Source organism: Duganella kummerowiae, from assembly GCF_053572355.1.
Window position 1 is genome coordinate 212,668 of record NZ_JBKFEH010000019.1, and the last position, 20,788, is coordinate 233,455.

Below are 20,788 nucleotides of genomic sequence, written 5' to 3' on the forward strand. Positions count from 1 at the left end.
TGTTAAGCTTTTTTCGACGCTTCCGGCACCCACACGGTACCGATGGCGATCGATTGCAGTTTCTTCTTGCGGCCGTACCAGAGGTTGACCACGCCGCGCGAAACGAACACGGCCGAGAACATGGAAGTCAGGATGCCCAGCGTGTGCACCACGGCAAAGCCGCGGATGGGGCCGGAGCCGAACACCCACAGGGCCACGCCGACGATCAGGGTGGTCACGTTGGAGTCCAGGATGGTGGCCCAGGCGCGGTCGAAGCCGATCGCGATGGCTTGCTGCGGCGACATGCCGGAACGCAGCTCCTCGCGGATGCGCTCGTTGATCAGCACGTTGGCGTCGATGGCCATGCCCAGCGCCAGCGCGATGGCGGCAATGCCGGGCAGGGTCAGGGTGGCTTGCATGCGCGACAGGATGGCCACCAGCAGCAGCAGGTTGACGGCCAGCGCCAGCACGCTGAAGGCGCCGAACACCATGTAGTAGATGATCATGAAGGCGGCAATGGCGGCAAAGCCGTACAGGGTGGCGTGCACGCCCTTGCTGATGTTTTCGGCGCCAAGCTGCGGGCCGATGGTGCGTTCCTCGATGAATTCCATGGGCGCGTACAGGGCGCCGGCGCGCAGCAGCAGGGCCAGCTCGGCGGAGTTTTCCGCGCTGCCCATGCCGGTGATGCGGAAGCTGCTGCCCAGTTCGCTCTGGATGGTGGCCACCGACAGCACTTCGGGCTTGCCCTTCTCGAACAGCACGATGGCCATGCGCTTGCCGACGCGGTCGCGGGTCGCTTCGCGCATCTTGCGGCCGCCGTCGCCGTTCAGGTCGATGCTGACGGCGGGCTGGTGGTTCTCGTCGAAGCTGGCGGTGGCGCTGGAGATGTAGTCGCCGGACAGCACGATGTCCTTGGTCAGCACCACGGGCACGCCCTTGCCGACCGTGAACAGTTCCGAGTTGAATGGAATCGCGGCCGACAGCTCGGTGCCGGGGGTGATGGAGTCATCCACCATGCGCACTTCCAGGGTGGCGGTGCGGCCGATCACGGCCTTGGCGCGGGCCACGTCCTGCACGCCGGGCAGCTGCACCACGATGCGGTCGGCGCCCTGCTGCTGGATGATGGGTTCGGCCACGCCCAGCTCGTTGACGCGCTTGGACAGGGTGGCGATGTTCTGCTTCACGCCTTCGGTGATGGTTTGCTTGAGCGCATCCGGCTTCAGGCTGACCACGGTTTTCAGGTCGCTGTCGGTCCCGGCGTCGGCAAAGGTGAGGTCGGCGATCTGGCCGGCCAGCACGTTCTTGGCCTGCTGGCGGGTGGCGTCGTCGCGGAACTTGATCTCGATGGTGTTGCCGACGCGCTCGATACCGGCATGGCGCACGTTCTTGTCGCGCAGCACGCTGCGGGCCGAAGCCTGTATGCCCTGGATGCGCTTGGCCAGCGCCGCCTTGGTGTCGACCTGCAGCAGGAAGTGCACGCCGCCGCGCAAGTCCAGGCCCAGGTACATGGGCAGGGCGTACAGCTTTTGCATCCACTGCGGGGTGTCGGGCTGCAGGGCCAGGGTGACCTGGTAGGTGGGATCGGTGGGGTCGGCGTTCAGGCCTTTTTCCAGCACCGACTTGGCCTTGAACTGGTTGTCGGTGTCGGCGAAGCGGGCGCGCACCGAGGCGTAGTTGCCGGTGCCGTCAAAGGAAATGCCGTGCGCGGCGATGTTCTCGCGCTTGAGCAGGTCTTCCACCTTGGCGGTCATGTCGGCGCTCATCTTGACGGTGGCCTTGCCGCTGGTGATTTGAACCGCCGGCGAATCGCCGAAATAATTGGGCACGCTGTAGAGCGCGCCCAGCAGGACGGCCACTACGATGATGATGTACTTCCAGACAGGATAGCGATTCATGTTATTCAACGTTCTATGTTAGGCGTCATGCAACATCAGGACGCGGCGGCGCCTGTGCGCCGCGCGCCCGCCTGGGCTGTTACAGGGCCTTCAGCGTGCCTTTCGGCAGCAGGGTGGTGATGGAGTTCTTCTGCACCACCATTTCGGCGCCGGAAGCCACTTCGATGGTCACGTACAGGTCGGTCACCTTGGCCACGCGGCCCAGCACGCCGCCGGCGGTCACCACTTCATCGCCCTTGGCCAGGGCGTCCATCATCGCTTTCTGTTCCTTGGCGCGCTTCTGCTGGGGGCGGATCATGAGGAAATACATGGCCACGAACATCAGGATCAGCGGCAGGAAGCTGGTGAGGTTGCCGCCCAGGCCGAGTGCGTCGGTGGATTGGGCGTAAGCGTTGGAAATGAACACAGTGACTCCGATATCAAGTTTGAAAAAAATAGCGCTGTATTCTAGCACTGGCCGGGTCGCGTCTAGCGTCCCGGCTATGTTGGGCGTGTAATTCTTTTTGCAAGTGGCTGGCGCTTGTCCATCCGTCTACACGCCGCGCGCGCGGTCGGCGTGAAACTGTGCCACCCAGGCCGGGAAGCGGTCTTCATCCAGGGCGTCGCGCATCTGCTGCATGATGTCCAGGTAATAATGCAGGTTGTGAATGGTATTCAGGCGCGCGCCCAGGATTTCCTGCGAGCGGTGCAGGTGGTGCAGGTAGGCGCGCGAGAAGTTGCGGCAGGCGTAGCAGGAGCAGGTGGAATCGTAAGGTTCCTTGTCATCCTTGTAGCGGGCGTTCTTGATCTTGATATCGCCAAAGCGGGTGAAGATCCAGCCATTGCGCGCATTGCGGGTGGGCATCACGCAGTCGAACATGTCGACCCCGTTGGACACGCCGGCCACCAGGTCTTCCGGCGTACCCACGCCCATCAGGTAGTGCGGCTTGTTGGCCGGCAGCCTGGGGCCGACGTGGGACAGGATGCGCATCATGTCTTCCTTGGGCTCGCCCACCGACAGCCCGCCGATGGCCAGGCCAGGGAAGTTAATTTCCTCCAGCTTGGCCAGCGATTCGTCGCGCAGCGTTTCATACATGCCGCCCTGGACGATGCCGAACAGGGCGTTCGGGTTCTCGCCGCGCTGGAACTCGTCCCAGGAACGCTGGGCCCAGCGCAGCGACATGCGCATGGACTTGGCGGCCTCGTCCACGGTGGCCGGGCGGCCCTTGATTTCATAGGGCGTGCACTCGTCGAACTGCATCACGATGTCGGAATTGAGCACGCGCTGGATCTGCATCGAGATCTCGGGCGACAGGAACAGCTTGTCGCCATTGATGGGCGAGGCGAAATGCACGCCCTCCTCGGTGATCTTGCGCATGTCTCCCAGCGAAAACACCTGGAAGCCGCCGGAGTCGGTCAGGATGGGCTTGTCCCAGCCCATGAAGCCGTGCAGGCCGCCGAACTTGGCCATGACGTCGTTGCCCGGGCGCAGCCACAGGTGGAAAGTGTTACCCAGGATGATCTGGGCATTGATTTCCTTCAGCTCCAGGGGAGACATGGCCTTGACCGAGCCATAGGTGCCGACCGGCATGAAAATGGGCGTCTGCACCACGCCGTGGTTGAGTTTGACCTCGCCCCGGCGCGCCTTGGTCTGGCCGGTGGTGTCGGTCTTGTGTAGCTTGAATTCCAGCATATAAAAATCCTATGGTGCCGCGGCGGCTCAGCGCGCGGTGGTGGTCAGCAGCATGGCGTCGCCATAGCTGAAGAAGCGGTATTCCCTGGCGATGGCGTGGGCGTAGGCCGCGCGGATCTCGTCGTAGCCGGCAAAGGCCGACACCAGCATCAGCAGGGTCGATTTCGGCAGGTGGAAATTGGTGATCAGCCGGGTCACGGTCTTGAAGCGGTAGCCGGGCGTGATGAACAGCGCGGTGTCGGCGCTGCCGGCTTCCAGCTGGCCGCCTTGCGAAGCCGATTCCAGCGCGCGCAGGCTGGTGGTGCCGACCGCCACCACGTCGCGCCCGGCCGCCTGGGCGGCGCGCACCGCGTCCACCGTCTCCTGCGGGATGGTGTACCACTCGGTGTGCATCTGGTGCGCCGACAAATCCTCCACCCGCACCGGCTGGAAGGTGCCGGCGCCCACGTGCAGGGTGACGAAGGCGAAGTTCACGCCCTTGGCCTTGAGCCGCTCCAGCAGCGCCTCATCGAAGTGCAGGCCGGCGGTGGGCGCGGCCACGGCGCCGGGCACCTTGTTGAACACGGTCTGGTAGCGGTTCTCGTCAAACTCGTCGGCGTCGTGCTCGATGTAGGGCGGCAGCGGCAGACGGCCGTGGGCTTCGATCAGGTCGAACACATCGGCCTCGAAGTGCAGGGTGAAGAATTCGCCGGCGCGCTCGCCCACCGTGACCTCGAAGGCGTCGGCCAGGCGCAGCTTGACGCCGGCGCCGGGCGAGCGCGAGGCGCGCACCTGGGCCAGCACGGTGCGGCTGTCCAGCACCCGTTCGACCAGCACTTCGACCTTGCCGCCGCTGTCCTTGGTGCCGAAGAAGCGCGCCTTGAGCACGCGGGTGTCGTTCATCACCAGCAGGTCGCCGGGCTGCAGCAGCTCGATAATGTCGGCGAACTGGCGGTCGGCCAGGGTGGCGCCGTCCACGTGCAGCAGGCGCGAAGCGCTGCGGTTGGGCAGCGGGAATTGCGCGATGCGTTCCTGCGGCAGGTCGAAATCGAAATCGGAAAGCGAGTACATGTGCGGACTTCTGGAAACTGTTGACGTAAATTCGGGTAGGCCCTAGCGCGGTGCAAGCCTTACAATACGGCCTTGCTTTATCAAGGGCGAACCCTCTATTTTACGCTAATCCTTGCAATATGCCCGTTTCCAAGCCTAAATCAGCGAAACCCGCTCCCAATTCGGCCGCCAATATCCAGGCCAAGCTGGCCAGGCTGGGGCTGCACACCGACATGGACCTGGTGCTGCACCTGCCCATGCGCTACGAGGATGAGACCGAGGTGGTCAGCATAGAAGAAGCCTGCCTGCACGGCGGCCAAACCTCGCAAGTGGAAGGCGTGGTGACGAAGAACGAGATCGCCTACAAGCCGCGCCGCCAGCTGCTGGTGCACATCGCCGACGAGACCGGCGACCTGCAGCTGCGCTTCATGAATTTCTATGGCAGCCAGGTCAAGCAGCTGGCCGAGGGCACCCGGGTGCGCGCGCGCGGCGAACTGAAACACGGCTTCTTCGGCGCCGAGATGGTCCATCCCGCCTACAAGGTGGTCAATGAAGGCGCGCCGCTGCCCACTTCGCTGACGCCCGTATATCCGTCCGGCGAAGGCCTGGGCCAGCACATCCTGCGGCGCGCCATTGGCGACGCCGTCAAGCGGGTCGACTGGACCGACACCCTGCCGCCGGCGCTGGTGCAGCGCCTGCAGCTGGCGCCCTTCGAATCCTCCATCAAGCTGCTGCATTATCCGCCGCAGGACGTGGACGAGCATGCGCTGGCCGACAAGTCGCACCCGGCCTGGACCCGCATGAAGTTCGACGAGCTGCTGGCCCAGCAGCTGTCGCTCAAACGGGCCCAGCGCGCGCGCCGCGCCAAGGGTTCGCCCAAGCTGGACACGATGGGATCGCTGTCGCGGCGCTTCCAGGCTGACCTGCCCTTCCAGCTGACCGGCGCCCAGCAGCGCGTGCTGGACGAGATCCGCGCCGACCTGCGCCTGCCCTACCCCATGCAGCGTTTGCTGCAGGGCGACGTCGGCAGCGGCAAGACCGTGGTGTCGGCGCTGGCCGCGGCCCAGGCCATCGACAGCGGCTACCAGGCCGCCCTGATGGCGCCCACCGAGATCCTGGCCGACCAGCACTTCCGCAAGATCGCGGCCTGGATGGAGCCGCTGGGCGTGAAAGTGGCCTGGCTGACCGGCAGCCTGAAGAAAAAGGACAAGCTGGCCGCCACCGCCCTGGTCGAATCGGGCGAGGCGCGGCTGGTGATCGGCACCCACGCGCTGATACAGGATACGGTGCAATTCGCCAACCTGGGCCTGGTGATCGTCGACGAGCAGCACCGCTTCGGCGTCGGCCAGCGCCTCACGCTGCGCAACAAGGGCGCCGAGGGCGCGGTGCCGCACCAGCTGATGATGTCGGCCACGCCGATACCGCGCACCCTGGCCATGAGCTATTACGCCGACCTGGAAGTGTCGGTGATCGACGAGCTGCCGCCCGGCCGCAGCCCCATCGTCACGCGCGCCATCGACCAGAACCGGCGCGACGAAGTGATCGCCCGGGTGCACGCGGCGGCGCTGGAAGGCCGCCAGATCTACTGGGTCTGCCCGCTGATCGAGGAATCGGAAGCGCTGCAGTTGCAAACCGCCACCGACACCCACGCCCTGCTGGCCGAAGCCCTTCCGGACCTGAACGTGGGCCTGGTGCACGGCCGCCTCAAGCCGGCCGAGAAGCAGGTGGTGATGGATGCCTTCAGCGCCAATGAAATGCAGGTGCTGGTGGCCACCACCGTGATCGAGGTCGGGGTCGATGTGCCGAACGCTTCCTTGATGGTGATCGAGCACGCCGAGCGCTTCGGCCTGTCGCAGCTGCACCAGCTGCGCGGGCGGGTCGGGCGCGGCTCGGCGGCCAGCGTCTGCCTGCTGCTGTACCAGAGCCCGCTGGGCCCGGTCGCGCGCCAGCGCCTGATGACCATGCGCGAAACCACGGACGGCTTCGAGATCGCACGCCGCGACCTGGAGATACGCGGTCCCGGAGAATTCCTGGGCGCGCGCCAGTCCGGCCAGGCCATGCTGCGCTTCGCCGACCTGGAAACAGATGGCTGGCTGGTGGACCAGGCGCGCGACGTCGCCCACGATCTGCTGCACTCGGAGGCCCCGGAAAAGCAAGCCATCGTCGAAGCCCACCTGGCGCGCTGGCTGGGCAATCGCGAGGAATTCCTCAAGGTGTAAGAGGCTGGTTCAAAATGAGCCTGGCTAGGCGCGGGCCAAGGCCGGGGCGACGAAGACAGTGCGCCTGCACGGCGAGGCGCCGCAACGACGCCAGGGTCATTTTGAAACGGCATCTAAAAGCAGAGGTAGATGCGGTTGGCCAGATCAAATATGAAGCCGGGCCGCAGGTAAGACAGGAACACCAGCGCCAGCACCAGCACGATTGCCAGCCGCAGGGCCCAGGCTTTCATGCGGGCCGCAGGCCGCGCGCCAGCGGCTGCTCCTTGATGGGCAGGTTGACCAGCGCCGCGAACACGCCCAGCGCAATGGCGATGTGCCACACCAGGTCGTAGTTGCCGTTGCGGGTGTACAGGTAGCCACCCAGCCACACGCCCAGGAAGCTGCCCAGCTGGTGCGAGAAGAACACGATCCCGGCCAGCATGGACATGTGCCGCACACCGAAGATGCCGGCAATGATGCCATTGGTGAGCGGCACCGTGGACAGCCACAGGAAGCCCATCACGGCCGCGAACACATACACCGTCATGCTGGACAGGGGCGCCGCCAGGAACAGCGCAATGGCCACCGCCCGCGTCGCATAAATCACGGACAGCAGGTAGCGCTTGGGCAGCCGGCCACCCAACTTGCCCGCGTAGTAGGAACCGAAGATGTTGAACAGGCCGATCAGGGCCAGCGCCATCACCGCCACCTGCGGGTCCACCACGCCTTTATCCTTCAGGTAAGCCGGCATGTGCACGCCGATGAACACCAGCTGGAAGCCGCACACGAAGTAGCTGGCCACCAGCATCAAAAAGGAAGGGTTGCGCAGCGCCTCGGACAGCGCCTCGCCCACGCTTTGCTGTGCGCCGTGGACGTGGGCCACGCCCGGTTCGCGCAGCTTGAAGGCCATCGGCACCATGGCCAGCACCACCAGCCCGGCCAGCAGGTGGAAGGCGTGCTGCCAGCCCAGCGCCGAAATCAGGTGCTGCTCGACCGGCATCATCATGAACTGGCCGAAGGAGCTGGCCGCGCCGGAAATGCCGAAGGCCCAGGAGCGCTTTTCCGGCGGCGCCGCGCGGCCGATGATGCCGCTCACCGCGCCAAACGCGGTGCAGGCCAGTCCCAGCCCGATCAGCAGGCCGGAGCCCAGCACGAACAGGGTGGGCTGGGTGACGGTGGCCATCCACAGCAGGCCGACCATGTAGGCGAAGGCGCCCACCAGCACCACGCGCATGGTGCCGTAGCGGTCGGCCGCCATGCCGGCAAAGGGGCCGATGGCGCCCCACATCAGGTTCTGCATGGCCTGCGCCAGCGAATAGGTTTCGCGGGTCCAGCCGTTGGCCTGCGAGATGGGCTGCATCCAGAAGCCGAAGCCGTGGCGCACCCCCATGGCCAGGGTGAGCACCACGCCGGAGGCGATCAATACGGTCTTGAGCGAGGGAGCGTGGTGCTGCATGGCGGTTCCTGTTTCTGCTGAGGGAACCGCACATTCTACTTTAACCAGCAAGGTCGGCGCTGTAGCGCAGGCCAATCTGGGCGCGGATCTCGTCCAGTACGCCCATGATGGCCAGGGTTTCGGCGTGCGGCATCACCGGGCTTTCGATCAGGCCGGCGCGCAGGCAGCGCATCACTTCCTGTGCCTCGTGGGTGTAGCCATTGCCGCTGCGCGGCAGGTTCAGCCGGCGCTCGCTGCGCGACACGCCATTGACCAGCGTGACGCTGATGTCTTCCGTGTTGTGGAAGCGGTCGTGCAGGCGCACAAAGCCCTGCGTGCCCGAGATGGTCAGCTCGGTCGGCGTGCGCGAACGCAGGCTGCAGGCGCAGGACGACACCGCGCCGCCTTCGTGCGTCAGGCTGAAGGCGGTCTGCAGGTCGACTCCGGTCGGCCCCATCTCGGCCTGGGCCTTGACGCCGGTGACCGGTCCCAGGAAGAAGGACGCCATGGACACCAGGTAGATGCCCAGGTCCAGCAGCGCGCCGCCGCCCAGCTCCGGGTTGAACAGCCGGTGCTCGGGCCCGAATTCGGCGTTGAAGCCAAAGTCGGCGCTGATGTGGGCCGGTTTGCCGATCTCGCCGCTGGCGACGATGCGTTTAGCCTCCACCACGGAGGGCATGAAGCGCGTCCACAGCGCCTCCATCACGAACAGCTGCTTTTCGCGCGCCAGGGCGAAGATGTCCTCGGCCTGGCGGCGGTTCATGGTGAACGATTTCTCCACCAGGATGGCCTTGCCGCCGTGCAGGCACATCAGGGCATTCTCGTGGTGCATGGGGTGCGGGGTGGCGATATAGATGGCGTCCACCTCGCGGTCGTCGGCCAGCGCCTGGTAGCTGCCATAGCGGCGCGGCACGCCAAACTCCTCGCCAAATATGTTAGCGCTATCTTGAGTGCGCGAAGCAATCGCGGCCAGTTCTGCGCCCTCGGTGCCCTGCAGTGCGGTGGCGAAGGCCTTGGCGATCTTGCCGGTGCCCAGGATGCCCCAGCGGATGGTTGAGCTCATGAATGCCTGCTTTCTGCCGCCATGCGGCCAAGTGTTGGATGTGAGCATAATTTTAACAGCGATCACTCAAACGGGCGATGCGGCGGCGCAGCATACGGAGGTATCGTGACAATACAAATGTCTTTTCAACAAGCAAAAAAGGGGATTTCCATGTTAAAGAAGCTATCCGGCATTATCCTGGCAGTGGCTGGCGCCCAGGCTAACGCCGTCACGGCGCCGCCGCTGTCGCTGTCGACGGTCACCGCCACGCCCACCAATGTGACCGTCGGGCCCACATCCAAGACGCCGGAGATATATGACTACCAAACTACCTGGCGCGTCGATAATCAACCCGTCACCACGTTGTACACCCAACTGATCACCGCACCCACCACCAGCGCACCCGGACTGGAGTACAACTACAAGGATGTCACCACCAGCTACAACGACTACAAGGAAACCTGGAAAGTTCAAACCCTGACCGCCAGCGTCATGGCCGACAGCAGCCAATACACCGGTGGCAAAGGCATAGTGCTGGAGGCCGCTATCACCTCCGCCAGCGCCACCGTGTTCACGCTCTCGCTGAGCGCAACCGGGAACTTCGAGACGACCAGTGGCTTCTTTGGCGTCGTCATTCCGGCCCTGCCGACCTTCTACATGGCAACCGGCACCGACCCCTTGGCCGTGGCCACTTATGGCAACACCTCCACCAGCGGCGACTTCTACAGCAGCGGCACCAGCGCGTATTCCTTCAGCGTCGCCGCAGGCGAGACCATCCACTTCAAGGGCGCCGTATATGCAGGCAATGATGTGTCCCTGTCAGCGTTCTCGCTGAACTTCCGAAGCAGCCGATATGACGTGGTGGATACCGTGCAATACCATAGCGACACGGTCACGACCCTGCTTTCGGCCCGCGCCATCCCTGCGCTGGCGGTTCCGGAACCAGGGACCTATGCCATGCTGGCGGCCGGCCTGGGCGTGCTGGCGCTGCGCCGTTCGCGCCGCGACGACGCATTCAAGCGGTCGTAAGCGGCTGGCGCGGCGGCCGGAACACCGAGGTGTCGGCGTAAAAGGCCGCGTCCTGCCCCGGCCACCAGCCGGGCACGCCCAGCGCCTGCATGGGCGTGAAATCGGCGGTGATCAGGCCCTGCTGCTCCAGTTGCTGCGCTACCGACGCGTCGATATGGGCGCGGCGGGCGGCGTGTTCCAGTTCCCAGTAAGCGTCGTCCACCCACAGCACCCGCGTATGCGCCGTGATGGCCTTGCGCGGCGCCACCAGCTTTTCCATCAGCGCGTGGCCGAACAGCCATACCTCCGCGTCACGCCCAAAGCTGGCGCGGCGCTCGATGAAGGCCTCGTGCCAGCGGTGGCCGCGTAGTGCCTCCACCAGCGCGCGCCCTGCGGCGCCATCGCGCACCACCAGCAGGGCCGCGTTCTCGTCGAAGATGGTGGCGGCATCGCGCGCCGGACCGCGCGACTTGCCGATGCCGTCCCGCGCGATCTGCGCCGCCTGCAGGGCGTTCAGGCGCACCTTGATGCGAGGGAAGCTGAGCCACACCAGGCCGTTGAAGAAATCATGCAGGTTGTCGCGGGTGGGCACGCCGCCGGTGGCGGCGATATGGGCCTCGTAGGCCACGCCCGGCGGCAAATCGTCCTGCGGGATGAAGGATAGCGGCAGGCCCTGGTGGTTGTGGATGCCCAGGGCCGCCGCGCGCCGGCTGAACGAGGCGCGGAAGTCCGCCCCCTCCTGCGCCAGCAGACCGGCCGCCTCCGCCACCGACGCGTACCAGGGCTGCGACCAGGCTATCTCGTTAAACACGCGTCAAACCATTTTCCAGGGGATGGTTTCGCCCGCGTTCAGCGGGATCACCTGCTGGTCGGCCAGCGGCAGCGCGGCCGGCAGCTCCCACGATTCGCGCTTCAAGGTGATGGAGCCGCTATTCGGCTCCAGGCCGTAGAAGGCCGGGCCGTTCAGGCTGGCGAAAGCTTCCAGCTTGTCCAGCGCGCCGGCGCGGGCGAAGGCCTCGGTGTACAGCTCCATGGCGTGCAGCGCCGTGTAGCAGCCGGCGCAGCCGCAGGCCGCTTCCTTGGCGCCCTGGGCGTGCGGGGCCGAGTCGGTGCCGAGGAAGAAGCGCTCATCGCCGCTGGTGGCGGCCGTCACCAGCGCCAGCCGGTGTTCCTCGCGCTTCAACACCGGCAGGCAGTAGTAGTGAGGGCGGATGCCGCCCTTGAAGATCTCGTTGCGGTTGTACAGCAGGTGGTGGGCTGTGATGGTGGCCGCGATCGGGCCATCGGCCTCGGCCACGTACTGGGCCGCGTCCTTGGTGGTGATGTGCTCGAACACGATGTTCAGGGCCGGGAAATCGCGCCGCAGCGGGCGCATGATGCGCTCGATGAAGACGGCTTCGCGGTCGAACAGGTCGATATCCTGGTCGGTCACCTCGCCGTGCACCAGGAAGGGCATGCCCACTTCCTGCATCACTTCCAGCACCTTGTAGACGTTGGCGATGTCGGTCACGCCGGCGTCGGAATTGGTGGTGGCGCCGGCCGGGTACAGCTTGACCGCGTGCACGAAGCCGCTGTCGCTGGCGCGGCGGATCTCATCCGGGCTGGTGTTGTTGGTCAGGTACAGCGTCATCAGCGGCTCGAAGCTCATCCCCTCGGGCAGCGCGGCCAGGATGCGGCCGCGATAGGCTTCGGCGGCGGCGGTGGTGGTCACCGGCGGCTTCAGGTTGGGCATCACGATGGCGCGCGCGAACTGGCGCGCGCTGTGCGGCAGCACGCTGGCCAGCGTGGCGCCGTCGCGCAGGTGCAAATGCCAGTCGTCGGGACGGGTGATGGTGATGCTGGAGGGGAGGTGTTCGTAATCGGTAGGCATGGCGGAAATACTCTCAGGCTGGTCGGGCGTATCCCGCCATTTTACCTGCTGACGCCCGCTGCATCCCGCTTGATCATACGATTTGACAAAATGAGCCCCTGAGCTTACGGTCTATTCTTCTATCGGAGGAGCCATGGATATCATTTCCGCTACAGCAGCCCTTGCCTCCCTGGAGGCTCTCATCGATCGAACTGCCGAGCAAAAGCTCCCCGTTACCATTTCCGGCAGCCGGCACGCCGCCGTCCTGGTCTCGCAGGAGGAATGGAATAATATTCAGGAAACCTTGTATTTGCTTTCGATTCCCGGCATGCGGGACGCCATCCTGGCGGCGCGCGCCGAGCCTCTAGGCGAAAGCAGCAAGGAGTTGCACTGGTGAGCTGGCAACTGCGCTACACCCGCCAGGCGCAGAAAGACGCAAGCAAACTCGCGGCCGCCGGCCTGAAAGAAACAGGCGCAAGCCCTGCTGGACATCCTGGCAAACAACCCGTACACATCGCCGCCGCCTTTTGAAAAACTGGTGGGCGACTTGGCGGGGGCTTATTCGCGCCGCATCAACATCCACCATCGGCTGGTCTACGAGCTTTATCCGGATCAAAAGATCGTCCGCATACTGCGCATGTGGACGCACTACAGTCACAGCATACCCTAGTGAACGATGCGCGCCAAAAAGTCGCGCGCCCGTACACTGCGCGGGGCGGCGAAGAATGCGTCCTTGGGACTGTCCTCGACGATGCGGCCGCCATCCATGAACAGCACGCGGTTGGCCACCCGGCGCGCAAAGCCCATTTCGTGGGTCACCACCATCATGGTCATGCCTTCCTGCGCCAGCCCCGTCATCACGTCCAGCACCTCGTTGATCATCTCCGGGTCCAGGGCGGAAGTCGGTTCATCGAACAGCATGGCGATAGGGTCCATGGCCAGCGCACGGGCGATTGCCACGCGCTGCTGCTGGCCGCCGGACAGCTGGTGCGGATACTTGTCCTGCTGGCCCAGCAGGCCGACCCGCTCCAGGTACTGCAAGCCGCGCGCCGTCGCCTCTTCCTCGCTGCGGCCCAGCACCTTGAGCTGGCCCAGGTTCAAATTCTGCCGCACCGACAAATGCGGAAACAGCTCGAAATTCTGGAACACCATGCCAATGCGCGACCGCAGCCGCGCCAGGTCGGTGCCGCGCGCCCCCACCGACACCTCGTCCACCACCACCTCGCCCTGCTGGAACGGCTCCAGGCCGTTGACGGTCTTGAGCAGGGTCGACTTGCCCGAACCGGACGGCCCGCATATGACCATCACGTCGCCCTGCGCGACCCGGGTGCTGCAGTCGGCCAGTACCTGGAACTGGCCATACCACTTGCCGAGATTGCTAATCCTGATCATCGCCATCCGTGTTCGCCTTTGCTTGACAGTGCCATCGCCCCCTAGGATACTGCGAAACTTGCTAATAGTTTCATCAGTCCACAAGACGGATCGAAGCTTGATTCCCGGATCATACATCCAGAAGACGACAAATAAAGCTGTTTTGCCGACAGAGCAGCGCATAACCATAGGGAACACATACATGAATAAACAAAGCCGTTTGACCACCTACATCCTCGCGGGTCTGGTGCTGGGCATCCTGGCCGGCTACGTGGCCAACACCACGCTGGCCGACCCGGCCGGTTTTGCCGACACGATGTCGCTGGTCACGACCCTGTTCCTGCGTCTGATCAAGATGATTATCGCGCCGCTGGTGTTCTCCACCCTGGTGTGCGGCATCGCCAAGATGGGCGACGCCAGCGAAGTGGGCCGCATCGGCATCAAGACCCTGGGCTGGTTCTTCATCGCCTCCCTGCTGTCGCTGTCGCTGGGCCTGGTGATGGTCAACCTGTTCCGTCCGGGTGACGCCCTGCTGGGCCATTTGCCGCAGGTCGGCAACGCCACCGGCCTGGCCACCAGCAGCCTGACGCTGAAGGACTTCGTCACCCACCTGGTGCCCTCCTCCATCATCGACGGCATGGCCAAGAACGAAATCCTGCAGATCGTGATCTTCTCGCTGTTCTTCGGTTCGGCCGCCGCCGCCGTGGGCGAAAAGGCGGCTCCCATGGTGGCCGCCATTGACGGCGTGGCCCACGTGATGCTGAAGGTGACCGGCTATGTGATGAAGTTCGCACCGTTCGCCGTGTTCGCCGCCGTGGCCGGCGTGATCGGCAAGAGCGGCCTGGGCGTGCTGTCCACCTATGGCGTGTTCATGGCCGAGTTCTACTTCTCCATCGGCCTGCTGTGGGCGGTGCTGATCGCGATCGGCTTCGCCTTCCTGGGCGCGCGCATCTTCGGCCTGATCGGCGAGCTGCGCGGCCCTACCCTGCTGGCCTTCTCCACCGCCTCCAGCGAAGCGGCCTATCCAAAAACCCTGGAAGGCCTGGAGCGCTTCGGCGTGAAGAACCGCCTGGCCTCCTTCGTGCTGCCGATCGGCTACTCGTTCAACCTGGATGGCTCCATGATGTACTGCACCTTCGCCACCGTGTTCATCGCCCAGGCCTACGGCATCGAGATGTCGCTGGGCCAGCAGCTGACCATGATGATGGTGCTGATGCTGACCTCCAAGGGCATGGCCGGCGTGCCGCGCGCCTCGCTGGTGGTGATTGCCGCCACCCTGAGCCACTTCAACATCCCGGAAGCGGGCATGGTGCTGCTGCTCGGCATAGACCACTTCCTGGACATGGCGCGCTCCGCCACCAACGTGATCGGCAACGGCATCGCCACCGCCGTGGTGGCCAAGTGGGAAGGCGAACTGGGCGAGCCCAAGCCGGAACCGGCCAGCGCGCCGCTGAATTAAGCCTGGCGCCATCAAGCAAGAGGCCCGGCCGCATGATGCGCGCCGGGCCTTTTCATTTCGGCTCAGCCCTGGCCGGCGTAAATCTTCACCAGCCGGTACAGGAACTGCCGCCCCTCCATCAGCGACTGCACCGTGATGTACTCGTTCAGGCCGTGGATATTGCTCAGGTCCGGGCCCAGGAAGATGCCGCTGATGCCATAGGTCGGAATGCCGACGCCGTTCAGGAACTGGCCGTCGGTGGCGCCCGACTGCAGCACGGGCAGCACCGGCACGCCGGGCCACATCTCGGCCGTGAGCTTCTCCACCGGCTCCAGTATCTCGCGCGTCAAGACGGGCGGTTTCGAATTCGGGCCGCGTATCTCCAGCGTCTCCACCTTCACGGCCGGATCGGCAATGGCCTTCACCAGCGCCGCGCGCACCTCTTCCTGGGTCACGCCCGGGAAAATGCGGCAGTTGATGTTGGCGCGGGCGCGCTGCGGCAGCGCGTTGGTGGCGTGGCCGGCGTCCAGCATGGTGGCCACGCAGGTGGTGTGCAGCATGGCGGCCCAGCTGGGATCGAGGTCGGACACCAGCTTGACCGCCTTGCCGTCGTTGGGATTGTTCGCCACCGTCAGCATGGCGGCCGCCACGTCCTTGCGGCCGGCGGCGGCCTGTATTTTCGCCATGCCATTCAGGTAGCCGCGGCTGCCGTCGGCCAGCTGGATGGGGAAGCTGTAGCCTTCTATTTTCTTGAGCGCGCCGGCCAGGCGGTAGATGGCGTTGTCCTTTTGCGGACGCGAGCTGTGGCCCCCCCTGTTGGTGACCTCCAGGCGGAAGTTCTGCGATACTTTTTCGCCCGCCTGCACCGTCATCGAGACGCGCTTGCCCTTGGCGTCGAACTCGCCGCCGGCGCCCTCGTTGATGGCGAAGGCGGCGTCGATCAGCTCGCGCTTGTTTTCGCTCAGCCACTGCGCGCCGTTGAAGGCGCCGCCGGTCTCCTCGCCGCAGGTCAACGCCAGCTTGAGGGTGTGGCGCGGGCGGTAGCCCTCGTTCTTGAAGCGTATCAGGGTGTCGGCCCAGATCGCGGCCTGGGCCTTGTCGTCCACCGCGCCGCGCGCGTAGAACTTGCCGTCCTCCTCGACCAGCTTGAAGGGATCGCGCACCCAGTCCTCGCGCTTGGCCTCGACCACGTCGATGTGGGCCAGCAGCAGGATGGCCTTGGCCTGCGCATCGCTGCCCGGGAAGATCGCCACCAGGCCGCCCTCCTTGGGATGCGAGGGTTCGGCAAACAGGTGCAAATCGCCGTCCGCAAAGCCGGCCGCCTTCAGGCGCGCGGCAATGCGTTCGGCGGCCAGGGTGCAGCTGCCGGAGGACAGCGTGGTATTGGTCTCGACCAGCTCCTTGTACAGGGCGCGGAACTGCGGTTCCGTCGGGTCATCGGCATATGCATGCGGTGTGCAGGCCAGCAGCGCGGTGGCGGCGCCCAGTACTAAGCGGGACTTCATGGTTGCTTCCTTTTTGGTCGAGGTTGAACTGCGAAATCAGGCTGTCTGCGCTTCGGCGTCGGCGGCGCTTTCATCGTCCGCCCTGGCCTGCTGGCGCTGCCACATCTGCGCATACAGGCCGTCCGCCGCCAGCAGCGACTGGTGGGTGCCGCGTTCGACGATGCGGCCATGGTCCAGCACCAGGATCTGCTGCGCGTCGGCCACGGTGGACAGGCGGTGCGCGATCACCATGGTGGTGCGGCTGCGGGCGATCTCCTTGAGCTGGGCCTGGATGGCCTGCTCGGCGCGCGAGTCCAGCGCGGAGGTGGCTTCGTCGAATATCAAAATGGCGGGATTCTTCAGCAGGGTGCGGGCGATGGCCACGCGCTGCTTCTCGCCGCCGGACAGCTTGAGCCCGCGCTCGCCCACCATGGTGGCGTAGCCGTCCGGCAGGCTCTCGATGAAATCATGGATGGAGGCGGCGCGCGCGGCGGCCACGATCTGCTCGCGGCTGGCGCCGGGCTGGCCGTAGGCGATGTTGTATTCGATGGTGTCATTGAACAGCACCGTATCCTGCGGCACGATGCCGATGGCGTGGCGCAGCGAGTCTTGCGTAAGTGCGCGCAAGTCCTGGCCGTCGATGGTGATCGCGCCAGCATTGACGTCGTAGAAGCGGAACAGCAGGCGCGACAGGGTCGACTTGCCGGAACCGCTGTGGCCCACCACCGCCGTGGTGGTGCCGGGCGCGATGGTGAAGTCGACGTCGAACAGGATCTGGCGCTTGGGATCGTAGCTGAAGTCCACATGCTGGAAGCGCACCTCGGCGCCGCGCGTGGCCAGCGGCTGCGCATCCTTGGCGTCGGCCACCTCGCGGTTCTGGTCCAGCAGCGAGAACAGCTTTTCCATGTCGGCCAGGCTTTGCTTGATCTCGCGGTAGATCACGCCCAGGAAGTTGAGCGGGATGTAGAGCTGTATCATGAAGGAGTTCACCAGCACCAGGTCGCCCAGGGTCATGCTGCCGTCGATCACGCCCTGGGTGGCGCGCCACAGGATGAGGGTCACGGCCACCGCGATGATCAGCGACTGGCCGGTGTTCAGCAGCGACAGCGAGGTCTGCGACTTCACGGCGGCCGATTCGTAGCGCTGCAGGCCTTCGTCGTAGCGCCTGGCCTCGTAATCCTCGTTGCCGAAATATTTCACCGTTTCGTAGTTGATCAGCGAATCGATGGCCCTGGTGTTGGCCTTGGAATCGAGATCGTTCATGGTGCGGCGGAAGTGCGTGCGCCAGTTGGTCACCACGATGGTGAAGGTGATGTAGGACACCAGCGCCACCAAGGTGATGACGGTGAACCAGATATCGTAGTGGGTCACCAGGTAGCCCAGCACCAGCGTGATTTCCACCAGCGTGGGCAGGATGTTGAACAGGGTGTAGGAGATCAGCGAACCGACCGCGCGCGTGCCGCGCTCGATATCGCGCGTCATGCCGCCGGTCTGGCGGTTCAGGTGGAAGCGCAGCGACAGCGCGTGCAGGTGGCGGAATACCTGCAGCGCGATGGTGCGCACGGCGCGCTGGGTGACGCGCGCGAACAGGAATTCGCGCAGCTCGGTAAACACGGTGGTCGACACGCGCAGCACGCCATAGGCCACCAGCGCGCCCAGCGGCAGCACCAGCAGCGCCTGCGGATGGCTGGGCGTGATGGTCATGGCGTCGATCAGCTTCTTCATCACCACCGGCACGCCCACGTTGGCCAGCTTGGCGCCCACCAGGCAGCCCAGCGCCAGCAGCACCCGCCATTTGTAGACCCATAAATACGGCAGCAAGGTGCCGATGACGGCCATGTCGCTGCGGTGGCGTGGGGCGGGAGTACTGGCGGGGGCGGAATTCGAATAGCGGCGCATGGCGGAGGTCTGCTTTTTATGGTTCAATCCCCACCATTGTAGCCCTACACGAGATTTCAAGATGACCACGCCCGACAACCTGAACCCGGCCAACACCAACCGCAGCCTGCCCGCCGGGAAGATGCCCGAACTGCGCATGATGCCCAGCCCGGCCGACGCCAATGTGTACGGCGACGTGTTCGGCGGCTGGATCATGGCCCAGGTCGACATCGCCGGCTCGCTGCCCGCCACCCGCCGCGCCAACGGCCGCGTGGCCACCATCGCGGTCAATTCCTTCGTGTTCAAGAACCCCGTGTTCGTGGGCGATCTGCTGTCCTTTTATGCCGACATCGTCAAGGTGGGCAATACCTCCATCACCGTCAATGTCGAGGTGTACGCCGAGCGCAACCGCCTGCAGGCGGTGACGGTCAAGGTCACGGAAGCGACGCTGACCTATGTGGCCACCGATTCGGACCGCAAGCCGCGCAAGGTGCCGCCGCTGGAAAGCCTGATTTCCTGAGGATCGCCTGCACATGCCCCGCCATCGCAGCACGGCCGCCAAGGTGATGGCGCATGGATGAGCGGCGCCGCCTCCTGCTGGGCGCCGGCCGGCTGGCGGCGCTGGCCGGGCTGGGCGGCGGCCGCCGTCTTGCCGCGCTGGCCGGCTTGGGTGGCGCAAGTCCACTGGCGGTGTTGGCCGCGCCGGGCGGCGCTGGTCACCTGGCGGCGCTGGCCGCGCTGTCCGGCATGGCGCCAACGCCGGCCGTAGCCGCCGCACTGGGCGCAGCCGATGGCGCGGCTCAGCAGCGCAGCACGCCATACCCGTTCACGCTGGGCGTGGCCTCCGGCTCGCCGCTCCCGGACGCCGTGGTGATCTGGACCCGCGTCCTGTTCGATCCCCTCAACGCGGGCGCCACGCCGCCGCTGGCCTATGCGGTGCGCTGGGAAGTGGCCGAGGACGAAGGCTTCCGCCGCATCATCACGCGCGGCACGGCCAGCGCCGCGCCCGCGCTGGCGCACAGCGTGCATGTGGACGTGACGGGATTGCAGCCGGGGCGCTGGTACTGGTACCGCTTCATGCTGGGCGACGCCGTCAGCCCGGTGGGCCGCACCCGCACCGCGCCGGCGCCCGGCAGCATGCCGGACACGCTCAAGCTGGCCGTAGCCTCCTGCCAGCACTGGGAATTCGGCGCCTATGCCGCGCACCGCCATATCGCGCGGGCCGCGCCGGACCTGGTGGCCTTCCTGGGCGACTACATCTACGAATGGGGGCCATACCAGCTGCGCCATCCAGCCAAGGCCGTGCGCGTGTCGGAAAGCTTCAGCCTGGCCGATTACCGCGCCCGCTACGCCCAGTACAAATCCGACCCCGACCTGCAGGCCGCGCATGTGGCGGCGCCGTGGATCGTCACCTGGGACGACCATGAAGTGGCCAACGACTACGCCGCCGACCGCGACGAGCGCCTTGACCCGCGCTTCATCGAGCGCCGCGCAGCCGCCTACCAGGCCTACTACGAACACATGCCGATACGCCTGATGCTGGCGCCGGGCGCCAGCTACGCCCACCTGCGCATGTACCAGCGCTACGACTGGGGGCGGCTGGCGCGCTTCCACGTGCTGGACGACCGCCAGTACCGCGCCTGGCACGCCTGCAGTCCGGCTGGTCGAGGCGGTTCCAGCTCGGTGACGCCGCGCGCGTGTCCGTCCCTGCTGGACCCGCGCCGCGGCATGCTGGGCGACGCCCAGCAACGCTGGCTGGAACAGGGGCTGCGCGAGTCGCGCGCACGCTGGAACATCCTGGCCCAGCAAACCCTGATGGCGCAGAACAGCCAGTTGCCGGTCAAGTCGGCGCAGGACGGCCGCTACTGGACCGACGGCTGGGATGGCTACCCGGTGGCGCGCCAGCGCCTGCTGCAGGCGCTGGGCAAGAGCGGCGCGGCCAATCCGCTGGTGCTGTCCGGCGACGTGCACAGCTTCTTCGCGGCCGAGCTGCGGGCCGACAAGCTGCGTCCCGTCTCGAAGGCGAATCCGGTGCTGGCGACGGAATTCTGCGGCACTTCCGTCACCTCGCCATCGCGCCCGCAAAGCCGCACCGAGCAATACGTCGCCATGAACACGGAACTGAAGTACGGCCGCAGCGACAAGCGCGGCTATATGCTGCTCAACGTGACGCCCTCCGAAACGCGCACCTTGTTCCTGGCGCTGGACGACGTCCACGACGCCAGCAGCAAGATCGCCACCGCCGCCAGCTTCACCGTCAGCAACGGCAAAGCCGGCCTGGCATAACCCCGGTGTCCATAACCCCGGTGTCAACCCCGGTGTCAGATCTGCCTTTGGTACATGAGGCCGCTTTGATGGCAAGCTCATGTACCAATGGCAGACCTGACACCGGGTGTGGACAGACACCGGGTGTGGACACCGGGTGTGAGGCTGCTGTGATGGCGAGCTCATGTACCATTGGCAGATCTGACACCGGGTGCCGGACACCGGGTGCCGACAGACACCGGGTG

General features: G+C 65.5%; 19 protein-coding genes. 8 read left to right on the forward strand and 11 right to left on the reverse strand.

Features of this window, described 5'->3' with window-relative positions:
* Positions 1-2: 2 nt before the first annotated feature.
* The 4 genes from secD to queA form a co-directional block, all read right to left on the reverse strand.
* On the reverse strand, positions 3-1,874 hold the full coding sequence (gene secD / locus ACLB1G_RS24270; RefSeq protein ID WP_491629825.1) for a protein translocase subunit SecD: 1,872 nt from the start codon (positions 1,872-1,874) through the stop codon (positions 3-5).
* A gap of 79 nt (positions 1,875-1,953) precedes the next feature.
* Positions 1,954-2,280 carry a preprotein translocase subunit YajC gene (gene yajC, locus ACLB1G_RS24275; RefSeq protein ID WP_491629826.1) on the reverse strand — a complete coding sequence of 109 codons (327 nt, stop codon included), beginning with the start codon at positions 2,278-2,280 and terminating at the stop codon, positions 1,954-1,956.
* A 126-nt stretch (positions 2,281-2,406) separates the two neighbouring features.
* Positions 2,407-3,546, reverse strand: a complete 1,140-nt coding sequence (gene tgt, locus ACLB1G_RS24280; RefSeq protein WP_491629827.1) for a tRNA guanosine(34) transglycosylase Tgt — start codon at positions 3,544-3,546, stop codon at positions 2,407-2,409.
* Between the two features lie 27 nt (positions 3,547-3,573).
* Complete coding sequence (gene queA / locus ACLB1G_RS24285) at positions 3,574-4,596, reverse strand: tRNA preQ1(34) S-adenosylmethionine ribosyltransferase-isomerase QueA (protein WP_491629828.1); 1,023 nt, start codon at positions 4,594-4,596, stop codon at positions 3,574-3,576.
* Between the two features lie 119 nt (positions 4,597-4,715).
* Between queA and recG the strand changes: the two genes are divergently transcribed.
* Complete coding sequence (gene recG, locus ACLB1G_RS24290; RefSeq protein ID WP_491629829.1) at positions 4,716-6,794, forward strand: ATP-dependent DNA helicase RecG; 2,079 nt, start codon at positions 4,716-4,718, stop codon at positions 6,792-6,794.
* A 226-nt stretch (positions 6,795-7,020) separates the two neighbouring features.
* Here recG and ACLB1G_RS24295 read toward each other — a convergent pair whose 3' ends face one another.
* Positions 7,021-8,229, reverse strand: a complete 1,209-nt coding sequence (locus tag ACLB1G_RS24295) for an MFS transporter (RefSeq protein WP_491629830.1) — start codon at positions 8,227-8,229, stop codon at positions 7,021-7,023.
* Between the two features lie 40 nt (positions 8,230-8,269).
* Positions 8,270-9,271: a Gfo/Idh/MocA family protein gene (locus ACLB1G_RS24300; protein WP_491629831.1), complete on the reverse strand. Its 1,002-nt coding sequence runs from the start codon at positions 9,269-9,271 to the stop codon at positions 8,270-8,272.
* 150 nt (positions 9,272-9,421) lie between these two features.
* On the opposite strand from ACLB1G_RS24300, the gene ACLB1G_RS24305 reads away from it, so the two are divergent.
* Positions 9,422-10,279 carry a PEP-CTERM sorting domain-containing protein gene (locus ACLB1G_RS24305; RefSeq protein ID WP_491629832.1) on the forward strand — a complete coding sequence of 286 codons (858 nt, stop codon included), beginning with the start codon at positions 9,422-9,424 and terminating at the stop codon, positions 10,277-10,279.
* Here ACLB1G_RS24305 and ACLB1G_RS24310 read toward each other — a convergent pair.
* Entirely contained in the window at positions 10,266-11,069 is an 804-nt protein-coding gene (locus ACLB1G_RS24310; protein ID WP_491629833.1) for a DUF3025 domain-containing protein, read from the reverse strand. The two genes, ACLB1G_RS24305 and ACLB1G_RS24310, sit on opposite strands and share 14 nt — an antisense overlap.
* 3 nt (positions 11,070-11,072) lie before the next feature.
* On the reverse strand, positions 11,073-12,128 hold the full coding sequence (gene pyrC, locus ACLB1G_RS24315; protein WP_491629834.1) for a dihydroorotase: 1,056 nt from the start codon (positions 12,126-12,128) through the stop codon (positions 11,073-11,075).
* 133 nt (positions 12,129-12,261) lie between these two features.
* Here pyrC and ACLB1G_RS24320 point away from each other — a divergent pair, with 133 nt between their 5' ends.
* Genes ACLB1G_RS24320 through ACLB1G_RS24330 form a run of 3 tightly spaced genes read left to right on the forward strand, consistent with a single transcriptional unit; the run spans position 12,262 to position 12,777 of the window.
* Entirely contained in the window at positions 12,262-12,504 is a 243-nt protein-coding gene (locus ACLB1G_RS24320) for a type II toxin-antitoxin system Phd/YefM family antitoxin (RefSeq protein WP_491629835.1), read from the forward strand.
* A complete protein-coding gene (locus ACLB1G_RS24325) occupies positions 12,501-12,638 on the forward strand; it encodes a hypothetical protein (protein ID WP_491629836.1) in 138 nt (45 codons plus the stop codon). Before ACLB1G_RS24320 ends, ACLB1G_RS24325 begins: the two co-directional genes overlap by 4 nt.
* Positions 12,601-12,777, forward strand: a complete 177-nt coding sequence (locus ACLB1G_RS24330) for a Txe/YoeB family addiction module toxin (RefSeq protein WP_491629852.1) — start codon at positions 12,601-12,603, stop codon at positions 12,775-12,777. Before ACLB1G_RS24325 ends, ACLB1G_RS24330 begins: the two co-directional genes overlap by 38 nt.
* Here ACLB1G_RS24330 and ACLB1G_RS24335 read toward each other — a convergent pair.
* Positions 12,774-13,499 carry an amino acid ABC transporter ATP-binding protein gene (locus tag ACLB1G_RS24335; protein ID WP_491629837.1) on the reverse strand — a complete coding sequence of 242 codons (726 nt, stop codon included), beginning with the start codon at positions 13,497-13,499 and terminating at the stop codon, positions 12,774-12,776. The two genes, ACLB1G_RS24330 and ACLB1G_RS24335, sit on opposite strands and share 4 nt — an antisense overlap.
* A 181-nt stretch (positions 13,500-13,680) precedes the next feature.
* On the opposite strand from ACLB1G_RS24335, the gene ACLB1G_RS24340 reads away from it, so the two are divergent.
* A complete protein-coding gene (locus ACLB1G_RS24340) occupies positions 13,681-14,937 on the forward strand; it encodes a dicarboxylate/amino acid:cation symporter (RefSeq protein WP_491629838.1) in 1,257 nt (418 codons plus the stop codon).
* A 62-nt stretch (positions 14,938-14,999) separates the two neighbouring features.
* Here the strand turns inward: ACLB1G_RS24340 and ACLB1G_RS24345 are convergent, their stop codons facing one another.
* Positions 15,000-16,421: a M20/M25/M40 family metallo-hydrolase gene (locus ACLB1G_RS24345; RefSeq protein ID WP_491629839.1), complete on the reverse strand. Its 1,422-nt coding sequence runs from the start codon at positions 16,419-16,421 to the stop codon at positions 15,000-15,002.
* Positions 16,422-16,457: 36 nt separating this feature from the next.
* Positions 16,458-18,299 (reverse strand): ABCB family ABC transporter ATP-binding protein/permease, encoded by a 1,842-nt coding sequence (locus ACLB1G_RS24350; protein ID WP_491629853.1) that lies wholly within the window; start codon positions 18,297-18,299, stop codon positions 16,458-16,460.
* Positions 18,300-18,360: 61 nt separating this feature from the next.
* Here ACLB1G_RS24350 and ACLB1G_RS24355 point away from each other — a divergent pair, with 61 nt between their 5' ends.
* Positions 18,361-18,798 (forward strand): acyl-CoA thioesterase, encoded by a 438-nt coding sequence (locus tag ACLB1G_RS24355; protein WP_491629840.1) that lies wholly within the window; start codon positions 18,361-18,363, stop codon positions 18,796-18,798.
* A gap of 227 nt (positions 18,799-19,025) precedes the next feature.
* Positions 19,026-20,564, forward strand: coding sequence for an alkaline phosphatase D family protein (locus ACLB1G_RS24360; RefSeq protein WP_491629854.1), 1,539 nt, complete (start codon positions 19,026-19,028; stop codon positions 20,562-20,564).
* Positions 20,565-20,788: the final 224 nt, after the last annotated feature.